This window comes from Humibacter sp. (assembly GCF_051954055.1).
GTDB lineage: Bacteria > Actinomycetota > Actinomycetes > Actinomycetales > Microbacteriaceae > Humibacter.
On record NZ_JBQCIE010000133.1, the window covers coordinates 1 to 15,985 of the forward strand.

13 protein-coding genes and 1 pseudogene are annotated in these 15,985 nt (G+C 68.6%); 5 read left to right on the forward strand and 9 right to left on the reverse strand.

Going from position 1 to position 15,985, the window contains the following annotated elements; translation table 11 throughout:
* The first annotated feature begins 179 nt into the window (after nucleotides 1–179).
* The 3 genes from ACTHNC_RS17340 to ACTHNC_RS17350 are packed head-to-tail and all read left to right on the forward strand — an operon-like array spanning nucleotide 180 to nucleotide 4,257.
* Nucleotides 180–1,253: a carbohydrate ABC transporter permease gene (locus ACTHNC_RS17340; RefSeq protein ID WP_440295876.1), complete on the forward strand. Its 1,074-nt coding sequence runs from the start codon at nucleotides 180–182 to the stop codon at nucleotides 1,251–1,253.
* Nucleotides 1,250–2,170, forward strand: coding sequence for a carbohydrate ABC transporter permease (locus ACTHNC_RS17345; protein WP_440295877.1), 921 nt, complete (start codon nucleotides 1,250–1,252; stop codon nucleotides 2,168–2,170). Before ACTHNC_RS17340 ends, ACTHNC_RS17345 begins: the two co-directional genes overlap by 4 nt.
* Before the next feature lie 32 nt (nucleotides 2,171–2,202).
* The gene (locus ACTHNC_RS17350) at nucleotides 2,203–4,257 is read left to right on the forward strand and encodes an amylo-alpha-1,6-glucosidase (protein ID WP_440295878.1); all 2,055 of its coding nucleotides are present in this window, start codon (nucleotides 2,203–2,205) and stop codon (nucleotides 4,255–4,257) included.
* Between the two features lie 3 nt (nucleotides 4,258–4,260).
* Here the strand turns inward: ACTHNC_RS17350 and ACTHNC_RS17355 are convergent, their stop codons facing one another.
* On the reverse strand, nucleotides 4,261–5,346 hold the full coding sequence (locus ACTHNC_RS17355; protein ID WP_440295879.1) for an NAD(P)-binding domain-containing protein: 1,086 nt from the start codon (nucleotides 5,344–5,346) through the stop codon (nucleotides 4,261–4,263).
* A 133-nt stretch (nucleotides 5,347–5,479) separates the two neighbouring features.
* On the opposite strand from ACTHNC_RS17355, the gene ACTHNC_RS17360 reads away from it, so the two are divergent.
* Nucleotides 5,480–5,683 carry a DUF3073 domain-containing protein gene (locus ACTHNC_RS17360; protein ID WP_440295880.1) on the forward strand — a complete coding sequence of 68 codons (204 nt, stop codon included), beginning with the start codon at nucleotides 5,480–5,482 and terminating at the stop codon, nucleotides 5,681–5,683.
* 268 nt (nucleotides 5,684–5,951) lie between these two features.
* On the opposite strand, the gene ACTHNC_RS17365 is transcribed toward ACTHNC_RS17360, so the two are convergent.
* The 5 genes from ACTHNC_RS17365 to ACTHNC_RS17385 form a co-directional block, all read right to left on the reverse strand.
* The gene (locus ACTHNC_RS17365; RefSeq protein WP_440295881.1) at nucleotides 5,952–6,566 is read right to left on the reverse strand and encodes a response regulator transcription factor; all 615 of its coding nucleotides are present in this window, start codon (nucleotides 6,564–6,566) and stop codon (nucleotides 5,952–5,954) included.
* Nucleotides 6,563–7,732: a sensor histidine kinase gene (locus ACTHNC_RS17370; protein WP_440295882.1), complete on the reverse strand. Its 1,170-nt coding sequence runs from the start codon at nucleotides 7,730–7,732 to the stop codon at nucleotides 6,563–6,565. Before ACTHNC_RS17370 ends, ACTHNC_RS17365 begins: the two co-directional genes overlap by 4 nt.
* 23 nt (nucleotides 7,733–7,755) lie before the next feature.
* Nucleotides 7,756–8,499, reverse strand: coding sequence for an ABC transporter permease (locus tag ACTHNC_RS17375; protein WP_440295883.1), 744 nt, complete (start codon nucleotides 8,497–8,499; stop codon nucleotides 7,756–7,758).
* Complete coding sequence (locus ACTHNC_RS17380; protein ID WP_440295884.1) at nucleotides 8,496–9,476, reverse strand: ABC transporter ATP-binding protein; 981 nt, start codon at nucleotides 9,474–9,476, stop codon at nucleotides 8,496–8,498. The genes ACTHNC_RS17375 and ACTHNC_RS17380 overlap by 4 nt, the downstream gene beginning before the upstream one ends.
* Before the next feature lie 204 nt (nucleotides 9,477–9,680).
* Nucleotides 9,681–10,454 carry a methyltransferase domain-containing protein gene (locus tag ACTHNC_RS17385; protein WP_440295885.1) on the reverse strand — a complete coding sequence of 258 codons (774 nt, stop codon included), beginning with the start codon at nucleotides 10,452–10,454 and terminating at the stop codon, nucleotides 9,681–9,683.
* A 114-nt stretch (nucleotides 10,455–10,568) separates the two neighbouring features.
* On the opposite strand from ACTHNC_RS17385, the gene ACTHNC_RS17390 reads away from it, so the two are divergent.
* Nucleotides 10,569–12,968 (forward strand): polysaccharide lyase family protein, encoded by a 2,400-nt coding sequence (locus tag ACTHNC_RS17390; RefSeq protein ID WP_440295886.1) that lies wholly within the window; start codon nucleotides 10,569–10,571, stop codon nucleotides 12,966–12,968.
* Nucleotide 12,969: 1 nt separating this feature from the next.
* Here ACTHNC_RS17390 and ACTHNC_RS17395 read toward each other — a convergent pair whose 3' ends face one another.
* The 3 genes and pseudogenes from ACTHNC_RS17395 to ACTHNC_RS17405 all read right to left on the reverse strand — a co-directional run.
* Entirely contained in the window at nucleotides 12,970–14,181 is a 1,212-nt protein-coding gene (locus ACTHNC_RS17395; RefSeq protein ID WP_440295887.1) for a DUF2235 domain-containing protein, read from the reverse strand.
* Between the two features lie 126 nt (nucleotides 14,182–14,307).
* Nucleotides 14,308–15,420 carry a phosphoribosylformylglycinamidine cyclo-ligase gene (purM, locus tag ACTHNC_RS17400; protein WP_440295888.1) on the reverse strand — a complete coding sequence of 371 codons (1,113 nt, stop codon included), beginning with the start codon at nucleotides 15,418–15,420 and terminating at the stop codon, nucleotides 14,308–14,310.
* A gap of 9 nt (nucleotides 15,421–15,429) precedes the next feature.
* Nucleotides 15,430–15,985 (reverse strand): annotated as a pseudogene (locus tag ACTHNC_RS17405) (hypothetical protein); the annotation flags it as partial.

Consider the following 15,985-nt stretch of genomic DNA (forward strand, 5'->3'; position numbering starts at 1 on the left):
CTCACCCAGAGCGCCATGATCACCGGGATCACCAGGAACACGCCGAGGATGGTCAGCACCGGTGCCGTGAACAGCCACCCGGATGCCGCCTCGGCCCCCCCGGTCCCCGCCCCTAACCGCCGCGCCCCCCGGGGGTCTTTATCCTTCTTTCCGGGGCCCCTCTGCCCCGGGCGTTTTTGGTGGTTTTCGGGCGCGCCGAGGCGGCATCCGGGTGGCTGTTCACGGCACCGGTGCTGATCATCCTCGGCGTGTTCCTGGTGATCCCGGTGATCATGGCGCTCTGGGTGAGCTTCTCGGACTGGGGCGGACGCGGCAGCCCGTTCTCCTCCGGCGTGCATTTCGTCGGGCTGAAGAACTACTCGACGATCCTGAACGGCGGAGGGCTCGCGGAGAGCGACTTCGGCACAGCGCTGAAGAACAACGTCTGGTACGTGATCTTCGTGGTGCCGCTGCAGACGGCGCTCTCGCTCGTGCTCGCGTTGCTCGTGAACCGCGCTCTGCTGCGCGGCCGCGGCTTCTTCCGCACCGCGTACTACTTCCCGTCGGTGACGAGCTCGGTCGCGATCACCGTGCTGTGGCTGTTCCTGTTCAGCACCACCGGAACCGTCAACCAGGTCCTGGCGTGGGCGGGCATCAAGGGCCCGAACTGGTTCAACGAGCCGAGCGGCCTCATCCAAGACGGACTGTCGGCCGTGGGCGTGCAGAACGGACCGGCGTTCCTCACGCAGAACTCGTTCCTCGGCGTCTCGTTCTGGGACTGGCTCGGCGGCCCGTCGGTGGCGATGTTCGCCTTCATCGTGATGGCCATCTTCACCACGAGCGGCACGTTCATGCTCTTGTTCGTCGCCGCCCTGCAGAACCTCAGTCCCGACATCGACGAGGCGGCCATGATGGATGGCGCGAACGCGTGGAAGAGGTTCTGGCGGGTGACCCTTCCGCAGCTGCGACCGACGCTGTTCACCGTGCTCACGCTCGGCTTGATCGGATGCTGGCAGGTCTTCGATCAGATCTACACCGGCACCCAGGGCAACCCGGCCAAGACCACGCTCACGCCGGCCTACCTCTCGTATCAGAGCGCGTTCCAGAACCAGGCATGGGGGCAGGGTGCCGCGATCGCGTTCATCCTGTTCGTGATCATCGTCGCCTTCACGCTGCTGCAGCGCTGGATCCTCCGCGACAAGAAGGTGTCGAAGCGCAGGCAGCGTGCGTACTCGCGCGAGACGGCAGCCCGAGCGAAGGGGACGGCACGATGACGACGTCGAACGCAGCCATCCTCACGACCGCGGGCGAAGGAACGACGGATGCCGGACATCCGTCGAAGCCGCAGCGGCACCGGCTTACCGGCAAGGCGCTCGCGGCACGCATCGTGCTGTACGTCGTGCTGATCGCGATCGCTGCTGTGTACATCTACCCGTTCCTGATCCAGGTGGCGACGTCGTTCAAGACGGACCCGGATGCCGCCAGCAATGCGGCATCCCTTCTCCCGCAGACGTGGACGATCGCCGCGTACCAGAAGCTGTTCGTGAACTCGGATTTTCCGCTCTGGTTCAAGAACTCCGTGATCGTCACCGTCTTCGTCACGATCGGGCGGGTGTTCTTCGACTCGCTGGCCGGCTACGCGCTGGCCCGGCTGCACTTCCGGGGGCGCAGCGTGGTGTTCGCGGCGCTGATCGCCGTGATGAGCGTTCCGATGGTGGTGCTGCTCATCCCCAAGTTCCTCGTGATCAACACGCTCGGCATCTACGACTCGTACACCGGCATGATCCTGCCGCTTCTGGTGGATGCCGCGGGCGTCTTCATCATGAAGAACTTCTTCGAGTCGATCCCGGTGAGCGTCGAGGAGCAGGCGCGCATAGACGGCGCGGGCACGTTCCGGGTGTTCTGGTCCGTCGTGCTGCCGATGGCGACCCCCGCGCTGATCACGATCGTGATCCTGTCGTTCCAGGGTTCGTGGAACGAGCTGAGCCACTTCATCATCTCCACGCAGAACCCGCAGCTGACGACGCTGACCAAGGGTGTGGCATCCCTCGCCAGCGGCCAGCTCAGCGCGGGCACGCAGTATCCGCTGAAGCTCGCGGCGGCGGCGATCATGACCATTCCGGTCGCCGTGATGTTCTTCATCTTTCAGCGCCGCATCATGAACACCAGCGAGGGCGCGGTGAAGGAGTGACGACGCGACACGCGACAACTCAGAGGGGACCCATGCACCGCGACCGCCAGCCCTTCCTCGACGACCAGGTGATCGTGCTGCGTGCGCCGACACAGTTCTGGTCCGACCGCAGCGGCGACGCCGGGCACGCGGCCGACCCTCGGGCAGCGGCCATCCACGGCCTGTATCACGGCGACGTTCGGGTGCTGCACGAGGTGACGCTGACGGCCGACGGCGAGCGACCGGAGTGGATCTCGGTGGCCCGCGACGGCGCATCCGTCACCACGTTCACCGGCGTTCTTCGGCACCTGGACGGGACCGGCGCCGACCCGCGGGTGCGCATCGACCGCACACGTGAGACGCAGGCGGACGCCCTTATCGAGCGGATCGTGATCACCTCGGCGCGCGATGTCGCCGTGCGCACCACGATCGCGGTCGATCTGCGGCCGGACTTCGCCCCGATGCAGGACGTGAAGGCGGGCATCCGCCGCTCCTACGAGTGGGCGTCGCAGCAGACGGGCGACCGCATCGCCTGGGCCAGCGGCCCCACGACGGCCACCCTCCGGGCGACGGATGCCGCACCGCGGGCCACGGAGGCCGGTGCGGTCGTCGAGTGGAACGTGGAGCTCCCACCGCACGGATCCGTGGCGTTGGAGTGGCGCGTCGCGCTGGCGGATGCCTCGGCCGTCGTCGCCGGCGCGTCTGGCGCACCTGCCTGGCGCGACCTCGCGGTCGCCAGCGGCGACTCGCGCCTGGCCCGCTGGGTCACGGCCGCCGTGTCGGACCTCGACGCCCTGCGGATGACGTCGAAGCTCGCGCCCGGCGAAGAGTTCCTCGCGGCCGGCGCGCCGTGGTTCTTCACGCTGTTCGGCCGGGACTCGCTCTGGGCGGCGCGCTTCCTGCTGCCCGTCTCGACCGCTCCCGCGCTGTCCACTCTCCGGGTGTTAGCGGCCGCGCAGGGCACGCGCATCGACCCGCAGACGGCGGAGCAGCCGGGCAAGATCATGCACGAACTGCGCGCCGCCGAGCTGGACCTGCCGGGCGAGGGCGTCACGCTGCCGCCTCTTTACTTCGGCACCATCGACGCCACGCCGCTGTGGGTCTGCCTGCTGTACGACGCCTGGAAGTGGGGCGCGGGCGAGGCGGACATCCGCTCCCTGCTGCCGAACCTCGAGGCAGCGCTCGGCTGGATGCGCGACTACGGCGACAGCGACCACGACGGCTTTCTCGAGTACGTCGACAGCACCGGGCACGGCCTGGCGAACCAGGGCTGGAAGGACTCGGGCGACTCGATCCAGTGGCGCGACGGCACCCTCGCAGAGGGTCCGATCGCGCTGTGCGAGGTGCAGGCGTACGCATACGAGGCTGCGGTGCACGGCGCCGAACTGCTCGAGCACTTCGAACGGCCAGGGGCGCCCGAGTGGCGTGCGTGGGCGGCACGCATCAAGGAGCGGTTCGCGGACGCGTTCTGGGTCGACGACCCGGAAGGCGGACGCTACCCGGCCGTCGCGCTCGACGCCGACAAGCGCCGCGTGAACACGCTCACCAGCAACATCGGGCACCTGCTGGGCACCGGCATCCTGGATGCCCACGAGGAGCGGGAGGTCGCCGACCGGCTGCTCTCTCCCCGGCTCGACTCCGGCTTCGGCCTGCGCACCATGTCGACCGACTCCGCCGGGTACTGGCCTCTCAGCTACCACGGCGGCTCGGTGTGGACGCACGACACCGCGATCGCGATCACCGGGCTCGTGCGCGCGGGCCTCGGCGATCGTGCGGAGAGCCTCGTCGAGGGGCTGCTGCGCGCGGCCGAGCGGTTCGAGTTCCGGATGCCCGAGCTGCACTCCGGCGACTCGGCGCGCGACACGACCGTGCCGGCTCCATACCCCGCGGCGTGTCGGCCACAGGCGTGGTCTGCGGCGGCCGCCGTCGCGGTGCTGGCCGCGCGGCTCGGGCTACGGCCGGACGGCGGCGAGCTGGTCGCGGAGCCGGCGCCCGGTGCGGGTGTGATCCGCGTGTCGGGCTTGCAGGTACGCGGCCGAGCCTTCGAGGTGCTGGCTGCCGATGATCATGCCGAGGCGACCGGTTTGGACGGACTCAACCCACGGTAGGTCTCAGAGCAACGCCATGATCTGGCGGGCTATCACCCGGCCCGACCGGTTCGCGCCGATCGTCGAGGCGTACGGGCCGTAGCCGGCGAGGAAGATGCGGGCATCCGTCCACACCTGCCCGGACTCGACCTGATAGCCGCCCTGCTTCTCGCGCAGCTTCAGCGGCGAGAGGTGGCGCAACTCGGGCCGGAACCCGGTGGCCCAGATGATGGCATCCGCCTGAGTGAACGAACCGTCCGCCCACCGCACGCCATCGGGCTCGAGCGAGACGAACATCGGACGCTCCTTGAGGATGCCACGCGAGATCCCGGCGGCCACCTTGCGCGTGAGCGGCACCCCGGTCGAGCTCACGACGCTGGGCAGCGCGCGACCGGCGCGGGCGGCGGCATCCGCATCGCGCACGACGGCCACCCCGCCCTCGATGGTGCGCACGTGGTCGGTGCTGAAGTCGATCGGGCGGCGGGATGCCCACGACACCGTCGCCGCGACATCCTCCAGCTCAAGGAGGAACCCGACGGCACTCGTTCCGCCGCCGACCACGACGACGTCCTGCCCGCGGAACTCCTCGGCCGACACGTAGCCGTTCGTGTGTACGTGCCGTCCACGGAATGTGTTGGCTCCCGGGTAGTACGGCACGAACGGCGAGCCCCACGTTCCCGACGCGTTCACCAGCACCTGGGTCGCGGTCTCCCCCTCGGTGTGCTGCACGACGAGATCGGCCCCGCGATTGACGACGGCCGTCGCCGCCACCGGACGGTGCACCTTGAGGCCGAAGTGATCCTCGTAGCGTCGGTAATAGCCGGCGACGATGTCCTTGGCCGGCAGCGTGCGGTCCGCGGTCTCGAAGCTGATGCCCAGGTCGGCCATACCGGGCAGGTCGTTCACCTTGTGCGCGCTGCCCAGACGTAGCGCATCCCAGCGGAACTGCCACGCGCCGCCCGTGCCTGGTCCGCGGTCGAGCACGACGAAGTCCAGGTCGGGTTCGAGCTGGAACCGCCGAAGGTAATACGCCACCGCGAGGCCGGCCTGACCTGCTCCGATGATCGTCACCTGAGTGCGGGCGGGGACTGGGGACACGCTATATACCATCACGTACGACTGGGAACGTGGGGCCGGGCTGATCAGGGGTCCCATGCTAAACTTGCCGCTAGTTTTTGTTTCCCGTCCATAGTCCCGAGAGTGCGCGAATCGCCCCGGGCCTGTCATCGTGAGGGGGTCTCGCATGGGGCGCGGCCGTCAGAAGGCAAAGCACACCAAGATCGCTCGTGAGCTGAAGTCGTACAGCCCTGCCGTCGACTACAACCAGCTCGAGCGCGAGCTCACGGGGCACTCCCACGACGACGACCGTTACGCGGCGTGGGCCGACTACGAGTCCGACGGGCAGCGCGACGACGACTACGAGCATCAGGAGCGCTCGGCGGGCTGAGCCGCACACACAACGCGACGCGCATCCCCGAAGGGGTGCGCGTTTTGCGTACCTGCAGGGGTGCGCGTTTTGCGTACCTGCAGGGGTGTGCGTTTTGCGTACCTGCAAGGGTGCGCGTTTCTGCTCTGCCGTCGGCGCGCGTTCATAACTCCTGCAGATCGGCCGGATCGAGACGTGGCTGGGCGGCATCTTCCGGGTGCGCGCCCGACCGCGGGTGATTCTGCAGGAGTTATGGACGGGTGGCGGCGCCCGCCGTCAACGACCGACGCTAGAGCCAGCCGTTGGCGGAAGCCTGCGCCGCGGCATCCGCTCGGTTGCGAGCGCCGGTCTTGCCGATCGCCGCGGACAGGTGGTTGCGCACCGTGCCCTCCGAGAGGTGCAGCTCACGCGCGATCTCGTTCACGGTGCCGCCGCGCGCCGCCACCCGCAGCACCTCGGTCTCGCGCTGGGTGAGCGGTGAGACACCGGATGCCAGCGACTCCGCCGCCAGCGCCGGGTCCACGACCCGCAGTCCCTGCGCCACGCGCCGCACCGCGTCCGCCAGCTGTGCGGCCGGTGTGTCCTTCACGACGAAACCGCTCGCGCCGGCCTCCATGGCGCGGCGCAGGTATCCGGGGCGGCCGAACGTCGTCACGATCAGCGACCGGCACGCGGGCAGCCGGCGATGCAGCAGCTCGGCCGCGGCGAGGCCGTCCAGGCCCGGCATCTCCACGTCGAGCAGAGCGACCTGCGCGTCGGAGTCGCGCGCTGCATCCAGAACCTCGTCGCCGCGACCCACCTGGGCAACGACCTCGAGGTCGGGTTCGAGGTCGAGAAGGGCGGCGAGCGCTCCCCGCACGAGCGCCTGATCGTCGGCGAGCAGCAGCCGGATGGGCTCCGTCACGCCGCACCTCCCGAGCCCGGTGCACGCACCGCCACAGTGGTGCCGCCATCCTCACCGGGCTCGATCGTCACTGTCGCTCCCACCTTCGCGGCCCGCTCCCGCATGCCCTCGACGCCGTGCCCTTGCCCTGAGGTGACTCCGGCCAGCACCGGCGCCGCCATCCCGCGACCGTCGTCTCCGATGATGATCGCCCTCTTCTCCAACGCCACCCAGCAGTTCTTCGCCCGCGCGTGCCGCACGACGTTGGTGACCGACTCGCGCAGCACCCACGCGAACGTCTCACGCAACTCCGGCGAGACGACGTCAGCGGATGCCGGCAGGTGCGGCACGACGTCCGCCGCCACGAGCGCCGCGTGCGCGGCCGAGAGTTCGGTCTCCAGCGTCATCGCGCGGTACCCCGCGACGGATGCCCGCAGGTCGGCCAGCGCCGCTCGGGAGAGTCGCTCGATGTCGGCGAGTTCTTCTTCCGCGCGCTCCGGATCCCTCGCCACCAGCTTGCGCGCCAGCTCGCTCTTCACCGTGACCACGGTGAGCGAGTGGCCGAGCACATCGTGCATGTCGCGGGCGAAGCGCTCCCGCTCGTCGACGACGGCGAGTCTCGCGATCTCGCCCTGGGCATCCCGCAGCTTCTGCATCGCCTGCAGTTGCTGGCCGAACGCGAACATCATGATGCCGATGGATGCCGTGAGCGCCGCGGCGTACCAGTACACGCCGAACGTTCCCGTGACGCCCATGACGACGAGCTGGGCGAGGCCGATCGCGACGATGGTCGCGATCATGAACCAGCGCGGCTGCCAGCTCATGGCGGCCATGACGGGGACGTAGATCCAGAACCAGATGACGTCTTCGCCGATGAACGGGATGCCCAGGCACGTGACCCCGATGAACGCCAGGTAGCCGATGCCGGAGGCGTACCAGGGGCGCCCCCACATCAGCGGCGGCATGACGAGGTAGAGCGCGGCGATCAGCACGATGAGCGCTGTCAGCAGCACTGATCCGGCGACGTCGCTCTTGCCGGACCAGATCAGGACCAGCGGGATGGCCAGGTAGACGAGGCCCCACACGGAGCTCCGGTACCAGCGCTTCGCACCGCGGTGGCGCAGCCTCGCGACGCTCTGCGCCAGCGGACCCTGCACAGGCATCCGTGACTCGATCGACGCGTTCACGCTCATCAGCGTAGGGGCGGCCGTCACTGACGCGCCGCGTCGCGGCGGTAGCACCAGACGATGAGCGCGCCGAGTGCGACCGTCCAGCCGAGCAGCACGAGGATCGGCTCCAGCACGTCGCCGGAGAGGTGCGCCCCCATCTGGCCGAGGCGGTTCAGCCAGTACGACGGCACGACCTGCGCCACGTTCGTCATCCACGACGGCAGAACGGAGAGGGGAACCCACAGGCCGCCGAGGATGGCCATGCCGAAGAAGATCACCATGAACAGGGGCTGGGCGTAGTTCGGCTTCGCGAACTGACCGATCAGCACCGAGATGAACGCGAACGGGATGACGCCGAGCCAGAGCCCGAGCGCCGCCATCGTCCACGCCCCGAACGTCAGGGTGGTGTGGAAGACGCAGACCGAGACGACGATGAGCGCGATGATGCTGATCAGAGCGACCAGGAGCGCCGCGGCGACCTTGGAGATCATGTAACCCACGCCGTTCAGCGCCGTGATGCGCAACTGCCGGTTCCAGCCGACGTTGCGTTCGGTCACGATCGTGAACGCCTGGCCGAGCGCGGCCATCATGCCGCCGTATCCCGCCATCTGCACAGTGGTGACGGCGATCCAGGGAAGTCCGGTGACCTTGTCGACGGCACCGCTCGCACCGTAGATGCCGCCGAACAGCAGCAGCATCACGAGTGGAACGGCGAACGTGAATACCAGTGAGCGAACGTTCTTCAGCTGGCGGGCGGACTCGAGTCCGAGGTAGGCGATGCTCATGAGCGGTCTCCGATCAAAGTGGTGTCGTGCTCTGCGAGGATTTCTTGCGCCTCCCGCTGGCCGGGCCCCGCCGTCAGCGCGAGGAACGCGTCGTCCATCGAGTGCGCGGTCACCTCGATGTCGTGCACGTCGTGGTGGTTCGAGAGCAGGGTGCGCAGCGCGGCGTCGGAGTCGTCGCTCACCAGCGTCAGCACGTCGCCTCGACGCTCGACGCTGCGTACACCAGGCAACTCGTACAACTCGGCCTCCACCGCCGGGGTCCAGGCGAAGTCGAAGGATGCCCTGATGCGCCTGCCCGACACGACCGCCTTCACCTCACCGGGGGTGCCGTCGGCGACCACGCGGCCGCCGGCCATCATCACGATGCGGTCGGCATAGGCATCCGCCTCGTCAAGGTAGTGAGTGGCGAACACCACCGTTCGGCCGGCATCCGTGAACTCACGCATGGACTGCCAGAACGTGTGCCGCGCCTCGACGTCCATCGCGGCCGTCGGCTCGTCGAGGAACATGAGGTCGGGGTTCGAGACGATCGCGACAGCGAACCGCGCACGCTGCATCTGACCGCCGGAGAGCTTGCTCACCTTCTGCTTCGCGATTTCGGTGCACTTCGCACGCTCGAGGGCCTCGGCGACGGAGAGCGGATGCCGGTGCGCGGCCGCGATCAGCCGCACCGCCTGCGACACGGTGAGATCGGGCAGCAGTGCGCCGCCCTGCAGCATGGCGCCGACGCGGCCCGCAGCGATGGCCGAACGCGGCTCGCCGTCGAAGAGTGTCGCGGTGCCGGCGTTGGGTGAGGCGAGACCGAGCGCGAGGTCGATCGTGGTCGACTTGCCCGCACCGTTCGGGCCGAGCAGCGCGACGACTTCACCCTGTCGGATCGTCAGGTCGATGCCGTCGACCGCGGTGATGGACCCGAAGGTCTTGCGCAGACCCGCCAACCTGATGGCCGGGGGAACAGTGTCTGGTGTCGTGTTCACGCTTCCATCGAAGCGGCCGACGGATGCCCGTGCCTCGGCCGTGCATCACGTCGCGCCCGTGACATTTGTCACGCTCGGCGGGCGCCCGGCGGCGAGCCCCCGGCCAGCGAGACTAGGTGTATGCGCTGACGCTAGGTGCTATGCGGCCAGGGTCAGCGCATACACCCAGTCTCGGTGCAGTGTGGCGCGTCGGAGCACACCCGGCTACGCCGGGCGGCGCGCCTCGAGCAGGATGCGGCTGCTGTGGCAGACGAACGCGCCGTCGCGCCGGATGACGTCGTGGATGTCGCGCAGCCGGTCGCGGTACTCCTCCACCGTGAAGTCCGGCACCGTCCAGATCACCTTGCGCAGGAAGTGCACGACCGCGGCGACGTCGTAGAACTCGATGCGGGTGCGCTCCTCGCGCAGCTCGACGACGTCGAGTCCCGCATCGCCGGTCTGCGCGCGCAGCTTCTCGATGCGGGGCACCGGGTCCACCGGCTGCGGCCCGAGCAGGAACTCGTACAGCTCCGCATTCGACCGTTCTCCGATCTGCTGCGACAGATAGGTACCGCCGGGCTCGAGCACCCTATGCACTTCCGCGAGGTTCTCCCTGCCGGGGACGGGATGCCTGCTCAGCACGAGCGCGAAGCTCTCGTCGTCGAACGGCAGCGGGGCATCCTCGTCTGACGGGATCACTGTGCCGCCGAAGGCCGCGAGGGCGTCACGTGCGATGGGCACGTTGGGCGGCCATCCCTCGGTCGCTGCGACGCGGATCGGGGCCGGGCTCGCTCCGCGGAGGATCCCGGCGAACACCTCGCCGCCGCCCGTCTGCACGTCGAGTGCACTGCGCGCCGCGCTCGCGCGAACGGATGCCCGCCTCGCGTAGCCCCAGCTCGGACGCTCCTCGGTCGCCCGGCCGTCGAACCAGGAGAAGTCCCACCCTTCGGTGGGCACCGCCTCGCCCTCCGCCACGAGGTCGTCGAATGTCGCATCCACGAGAAGGAGTCTGCCAGGCGACGGAGACCCCCATAAGAGGCACCCACGGGTGTAGGCTCCCGTCTTGCGTGTGAAACGATTCATTTACACCGTGGAACGGCAAGGGAGCAGTTCATGGAGTTGGGGAAGCAGGGGTTGTCCCGCCGTTCGGCGCTGGGGCTCTTCGGTGCGGTGACGGCGGGCGCCGTTGTCGCCAATGCAGGCGCGGCGGTTGCCGCGCACGCCGCCGAAACGCCGAGCGCGCCGGGGGACGTCAGCGTGACGATCGGCGATCGTCCCGCCGCTGTGGGGAGCTATGCGTTCCCCGACCAGGTGCCGTCGCTCGTTCTCGACAACAGCCTGGTGACGTTCACGTTCGGTCGTGACGATGGGGCCGGCGGCGTCGTCACCGGGTGGACGGACACCTCGATCACGGCCACGTCCGTCGTCGTTGACGGCACCGAGCTCGCGCACAATCTCAACGGCGTCGACCCCCGTGACCCGGATCGCCAGCACTCGTTCTACATCGACGCGAGCGGCGGCAAGACGCGGCTGGTCTGCACCGAGGTGCGCGTGCTGCGCGCCTCTCGCGACCTCGTCGAGGTCGCCTTCCTCGATACGACCAGCACTCCCCTCCAGCACGAGCACCATCTGATCATGCGCCGCGGCAAGCGCGGCCTGTACGGGTACGACATCCTCACGGCTGCGGTGGCCACTTCCATCAACGAGGTGCGCATGAACGCCCGTTGGGATCGCGCGATCCTCGACAACGCCTACAACTGGGAACGTGGCAGCGGCAAGCAGCCGACGTATGCCTACCTCGCCACGCAGGAGAAGGTGCAAGACGAGACCTGGCGCGTGGACGGCATCAACAATCCGAACCTGCCGTCGCCTGAGGACAACTCGGGCAACCTTCCTGCCGGTTACGTCTACACGAAATACAACTGGAGCCTTTACCACCACGAGAACCCGATGTTCGGCCACTACGGTCACGGGTTCGGCGCCTGGCTCACCCCGCTCGGCGGTGTCACCGAAGACACGCTGTGCGCGTTCTACGGTGTCGGTCCCAACCATCAGGACCTCGCCATCCACCAGGACGCGCTCATTCTGAACTACTTCGGCGCGAACCACTACGGCCTGCCGAGTTACCAACTCGGCCAGGGCTATCGGCGTCTCTACGGGCCGTGGTACACCCACATCTCCACGGGCGCGACGGATGCCGAGGTCATCGCCAATGCAGCCGCCGCGGCTCAGACGGAGATCGCCGAGAACCGCGCGGGCGCCTCGTGGGTCGTCGACGACCTCTACCCGGACCCGGGCTCCCGATCGCGCGTCACCGGCACGCTGCGGCTCGCAGACGGTCGACCGGCGGATGGCTTCTACGTGCTGCTGTCGACGCAGACCGTGGCGGATGTCTACACGATCCACGAGCCGACGTACTGGGTGAAGACGGCGGCCGATGGCACGTTCTCCCTGCCGGGCATCCCGCCGGCGTGGGCTCCCGGAACCAAGACGCCCGGCACGTACACCCTGTACGCGTTCGCATCCAAGGGTTCCGTGGTGGACCAGTATCAGCAGACCGGGATCACGATCGCCGGCAAGACGACAGACCTGGGCACGATCACCTGGACTCCGACGAACAGGTCGACGTTCCTGTGGCAGATCGGCCGCTCGGACCGCAGCACGCAGGAGTTCGCCCTTGCGACGAAGTCCCCGGTGCACTCCGAGCCACGCGCGTACGAGAAGCCGAGCGAGGTGCCCGGCACATTGGCGTTCATCGTCGGCGAGAGCTGGGAACCCACCGATTGGTACTACGCCCAGACACAGGGCGGCACGTGGACGATGTCGTTCCCTCTCGATCGCGAGCTCACCGGCACGGCGTACCTCACGGTGGCGACCGCGATGCAGCAGGGCGCTCGACCGACTGTCGCCGTGAACGGCGACTCCTCGGTGATCACCGGATCGCTGCCGAACAACAACGACTCGACGATCGCGCGTCAGGCGGACCGTAGCGGTTATCCGCGAACGGCCGTACTGACGTTCCCGGCCAGTGCGCTGGTTGTGGGGACGAACACCATCACGTTCACCCGCGGAAACGGCACTCCGGCGGGCAACGGCTTGGGGTGGGACACCATCCTGCTCGAGGTCGACGAGAGTCGTGCGCCGGGAAACGCGGAGCTGACTGCCGCTGCCGAGCTGATCAGCAAGGTGGGCAACAGCAAGGGAACGTGGAAGGTCACGGTGAACAACACCGGCGCGGGTGCGGCTCGCGACGTGCGGTTCGACTCCGTGCAGTGGCGCGCCGACGGCAGGGTGCAGGTGCTGGGGCAGCCCCCTGTCACGGGACGCGATCCGAACAAGTTCCCGGTTCCGGTCGCCGCGAGCATTCCTCCCGGGGGCTCCGCTACGGCGGAGATCACCGTGGATGCCAGCGGCGTGCTCGGTGGGATCGGATCGGGTGTCGAGATCGGCGTGACCGCGAACGGCGGTCGCGTGAGCACCAGTGCGACCGGGAAGAACGGGCCAGGCGCCTGAGTCACCTGCTGACGGTGACGCTCCCCACGGGCTCCGGCGGCGAGACGGCGGGGACGGCCCACGTCTCGTCCGCCCAGCGATCCGGTGCATCCGCGTTCGCGAGGTTCGGCAGGTAGGACGGGTCGGCCGCACGGCGCTCGCGCACCGACCAGTGCAGGATCGCATCGTCGGGAATCGGCCGACGGTACGGGCCCAGCATCCGCCATGCCCAGAAGTCCGAATGAAGCGCCTCCTTCTCGGTGGCGTACGAGTTCTGCACGGTGCAGTGCTTCGCGTAGACCTCCGCCCTCTGTCCGTCGCGAAGCAGGAGTGCGTCGCCTGCACCGTCGAACACCCACTTGAGCGCGATGGTCGCGAGATGGTCGTTGTCGAACGTGCCGCCGACATCGCAGTGCACGCCTGAGAACCAGACCTCTTCGAAGCGGTCTTCGCGATCGACCGGGACGTAGCGGTATGGGCGACGCCATTCGTCGATGGCGACGGCATGTCTGAGGCGCCTGACGTTCCAAAGGCTCGACGTGTCGGCCCAATCGAGCCTTCCGAGGCCGCCTGCCCAGGCTTCGACGGTGTCCCAGATGCCCAGGTATTCGATCGGCACCGCATGGATGCTCTTCGTTGCGAGCCGGTTGAAGAACTGGTCACGCCCTTCGGCGGCTGGGCCCACCACGGGATCGGCCCTCGTTCCCCAGCAGAGCGCATCCGCGAACGCCTCCGCTTCCCGGTTCCGTGCCGCGATCGCCTTCTTCGTGCCGATCGGCTTCACGTACTCCTTGACCGCATAGGCGACCAGGTTGGAGGAGCCGGCTCTGAGCATCCCGGGGCAGGCGAGCAGACCGGCAAGCGCTCGTGCGGTGAACGCGCCTCGGCTGAAGCCGAAGATGTAGACGCGGTCGCCCGGTCGATAGCGATCCATCAGCCACGCATACGCCTGGCTGACCTTGCCCTTCATGCCCCAGCCGAACGCGAGGCCGCCGACCTGCGACCACCACTTGCCGATCTTGCCCACTGCACCCGCGGAGGGCAGCGTGCCTACGCCTGGGTCGTAGTACGCGACCTGTTCATCCGGATGGTCGAGATCGAGCATCATGAAGATCTTCGCCGCGTTCGTCGGATGGTTGTCGAGCTCGTTGTTCGTGCCGTCCAGGCAGATGACGATGTTCTTCGGCCGCACGCCGCCGTGGTCGGTTGCTTCTGATCCACTCTGATCGGTCATGACGCTCCCCCTCGCCACGTTGCTGCTCACCCCCAGCGTCGGAACCGCCAACGCGATGAACATTCCTCACATTGTCTGTGAAGACGCACAGAGATGCCAGCCCCTGTGCCGGGGGATGCGCCGCGGTCAGGCTGCGGAGTACTGCCCGACGAGGCGCACTGCGCCCCCATCGACGCCCTTGGCACCCTGCTCGTAGCCGGCGAGGTCGTGATCTGCGGTGGAGACCGTGCCGACCCGCCAGGCGGGGATGCCGTCCACCGCGAGGGTCGAGATGACGGCGGGCGCGGCATCCGCTTCGACGACCGCGAAGAAGCCGATGCCCAGGTTCCAGGTGCCTTCGGCGCTCTGCAGCGTCGTTCCGGCGAGGTCGCTGAGCACTCGGAACACCGGCGAGGGCGACCAGGTCGAGCGGTCGACGTCGATCCACGCGCCACGGGGCAGCACGCGCGCCAGGTTCGCCGCGATGCCTCCGCCTGTCACGTGCGAGAGCGCGTGCACGGATGCCCCGCTCGGCGACGCGAGCACGCGAAGCAGCGGTGCGGTGTAGAGCCTCGTCGGTTCGAGCAGCGCCTCACCGACGATGCCACCGAGCTCGTCGAGCCGATCGGTGAAGGCGATGTTCCGCTTCGCCAGGATGTGCCGCACCAGCGAGTAGCCATTGGAGTGCAGACCGGAGCTGCCCAGGGCGAGCACGACGTCGCCGTTCCGCACCTTCTCCGGGCCGAGTACGGTATCCGCTTCCACGACGCCGGTCGCCGCACCCGCCACGTCGTAGTCATCCACCCCGAGAAGCCCGGGATGCTCGGCGGTCTCTCCGCCGACCAGCGCCGTGCGCGTCTCTGAGCACGCGGCAGCGATGCCGCGCACGATGTCGGCGATGCGCTCCGGCACGACCTTGCCGCACGCGATGTAGTCCGTCATGAACAGGGGCCGTGCGCCGACCACCACGATGTCGTCCACCACCATGCCGACCAGGTCTTGCCCGATGGTGTCGTGCTTGTCGAGCGCCTGCGCGATGGCCACCTTGGTGCCGACACCGTCGGTCGAGGTGGCCAGCAGGGGACGTCGATACCCGCGCAGCACGGATGCGTCGAACAAGCCCGCGAATCCGCCGACGCCGCCCAGCACTTCGGGTCCGTGCGTCTTCGCGACCGCGGACTTCATGAGCTCGACGGCGAGGTCGCCCGCAGCGGTGTCGACGCCGGCCTCGCGGTAGGTGCTGGTGGAGTTCTCGGTCACCCTGCAAGGTTATCGGCGACTGAGGCGAGAGCAGAGCGAGCTCGCTCGCTCTGCCGAGCCGATGGAGCCGGTGAGCGGCGCAGCCGCGATATCGGCGACTGAGGCGAGAGCAGAGCGAGCTCGCTCGCTCTGCCGAGCCGATGGAGCCGGTGAGCGGGCGCGGCCGCGATATCGGCGACTCGCGGCGGCGATCGCGGCGAGCGCGGCCTCCACCGCCTGCTCGAACAGGTGGGGCGGCGGAGCGCCGAAGCCCACGACCATGGCCGGTGGTCTAGCTGCGACGCCTTCCGCGCGCACCGGTTCACGTGCGGGCATGCGATACGTCTGCAGCCCCTCGAGCGCGATTCCGACGGCATCCGCACGCCGCATCACGTCGGACTCCTGGATGCCGTCAGGCAACTCGAGCAGGCAGTGCAGCCCGGCGGGCATGCCGGTGACGCGGGCTGCGGGCATCCGTTCGGCGACGGCGCGTTCCAGATACTGGCGGCGGGGCCGGGAACGTGCCCCGGCGCTGCGCACCGCCCGGGCGGAGTCGCCCCGGTCGAGGTACTCGGCGAGCGCGCGC

Bases quoted from the DNA above. Each gene is read 5' to 3' on its own strand.
- ACTHNC_RS17350 (WP_440295878.1), top strand. From the start codon at position 2,203: ATGCACCGCGACCGCCAGCCCTTCCTCGACGACCAGGTGATCGTGCTG.
- ACTHNC_RS17345 (WP_440295877.1), top strand. From the start codon at position 1,250: ATGACGACGTCGAACGCAGCCATCCTCACGACCGCGGGCGAAGGAACG.
- ACTHNC_RS17375 (WP_440295883.1), bottom strand. From the start codon at position 8,499: ATGAGCATCGCCTACCTCGGACTCGAGTCCGCCCGCCAGCTGAAGAAC.
- ACTHNC_RS17395 (WP_440295887.1), bottom strand. From the start codon at position 14,181: ATGACCGATCAGAGTGGATCAGAAGCAACCGACCACGGCGGCGTGCGG.
- ACTHNC_RS17355 (WP_440295879.1), bottom strand. From the start codon at position 5,346: ATGGTATATAGCGTGTCCCCAGTCCCCGCCCGCACTCAGGTGACGATC.
- ACTHNC_RS17360 (WP_440295880.1), top strand. From the start codon at position 5,480: ATGGGGCGCGGCCGTCAGAAGGCAAAGCACACCAAGATCGCTCGTGAG.
- ACTHNC_RS17390 (WP_440295886.1), top strand. From the start codon at position 10,569: ATGGAGTTGGGGAAGCAGGGGTTGTCCCGCCGTTCGGCGCTGGGGCTC.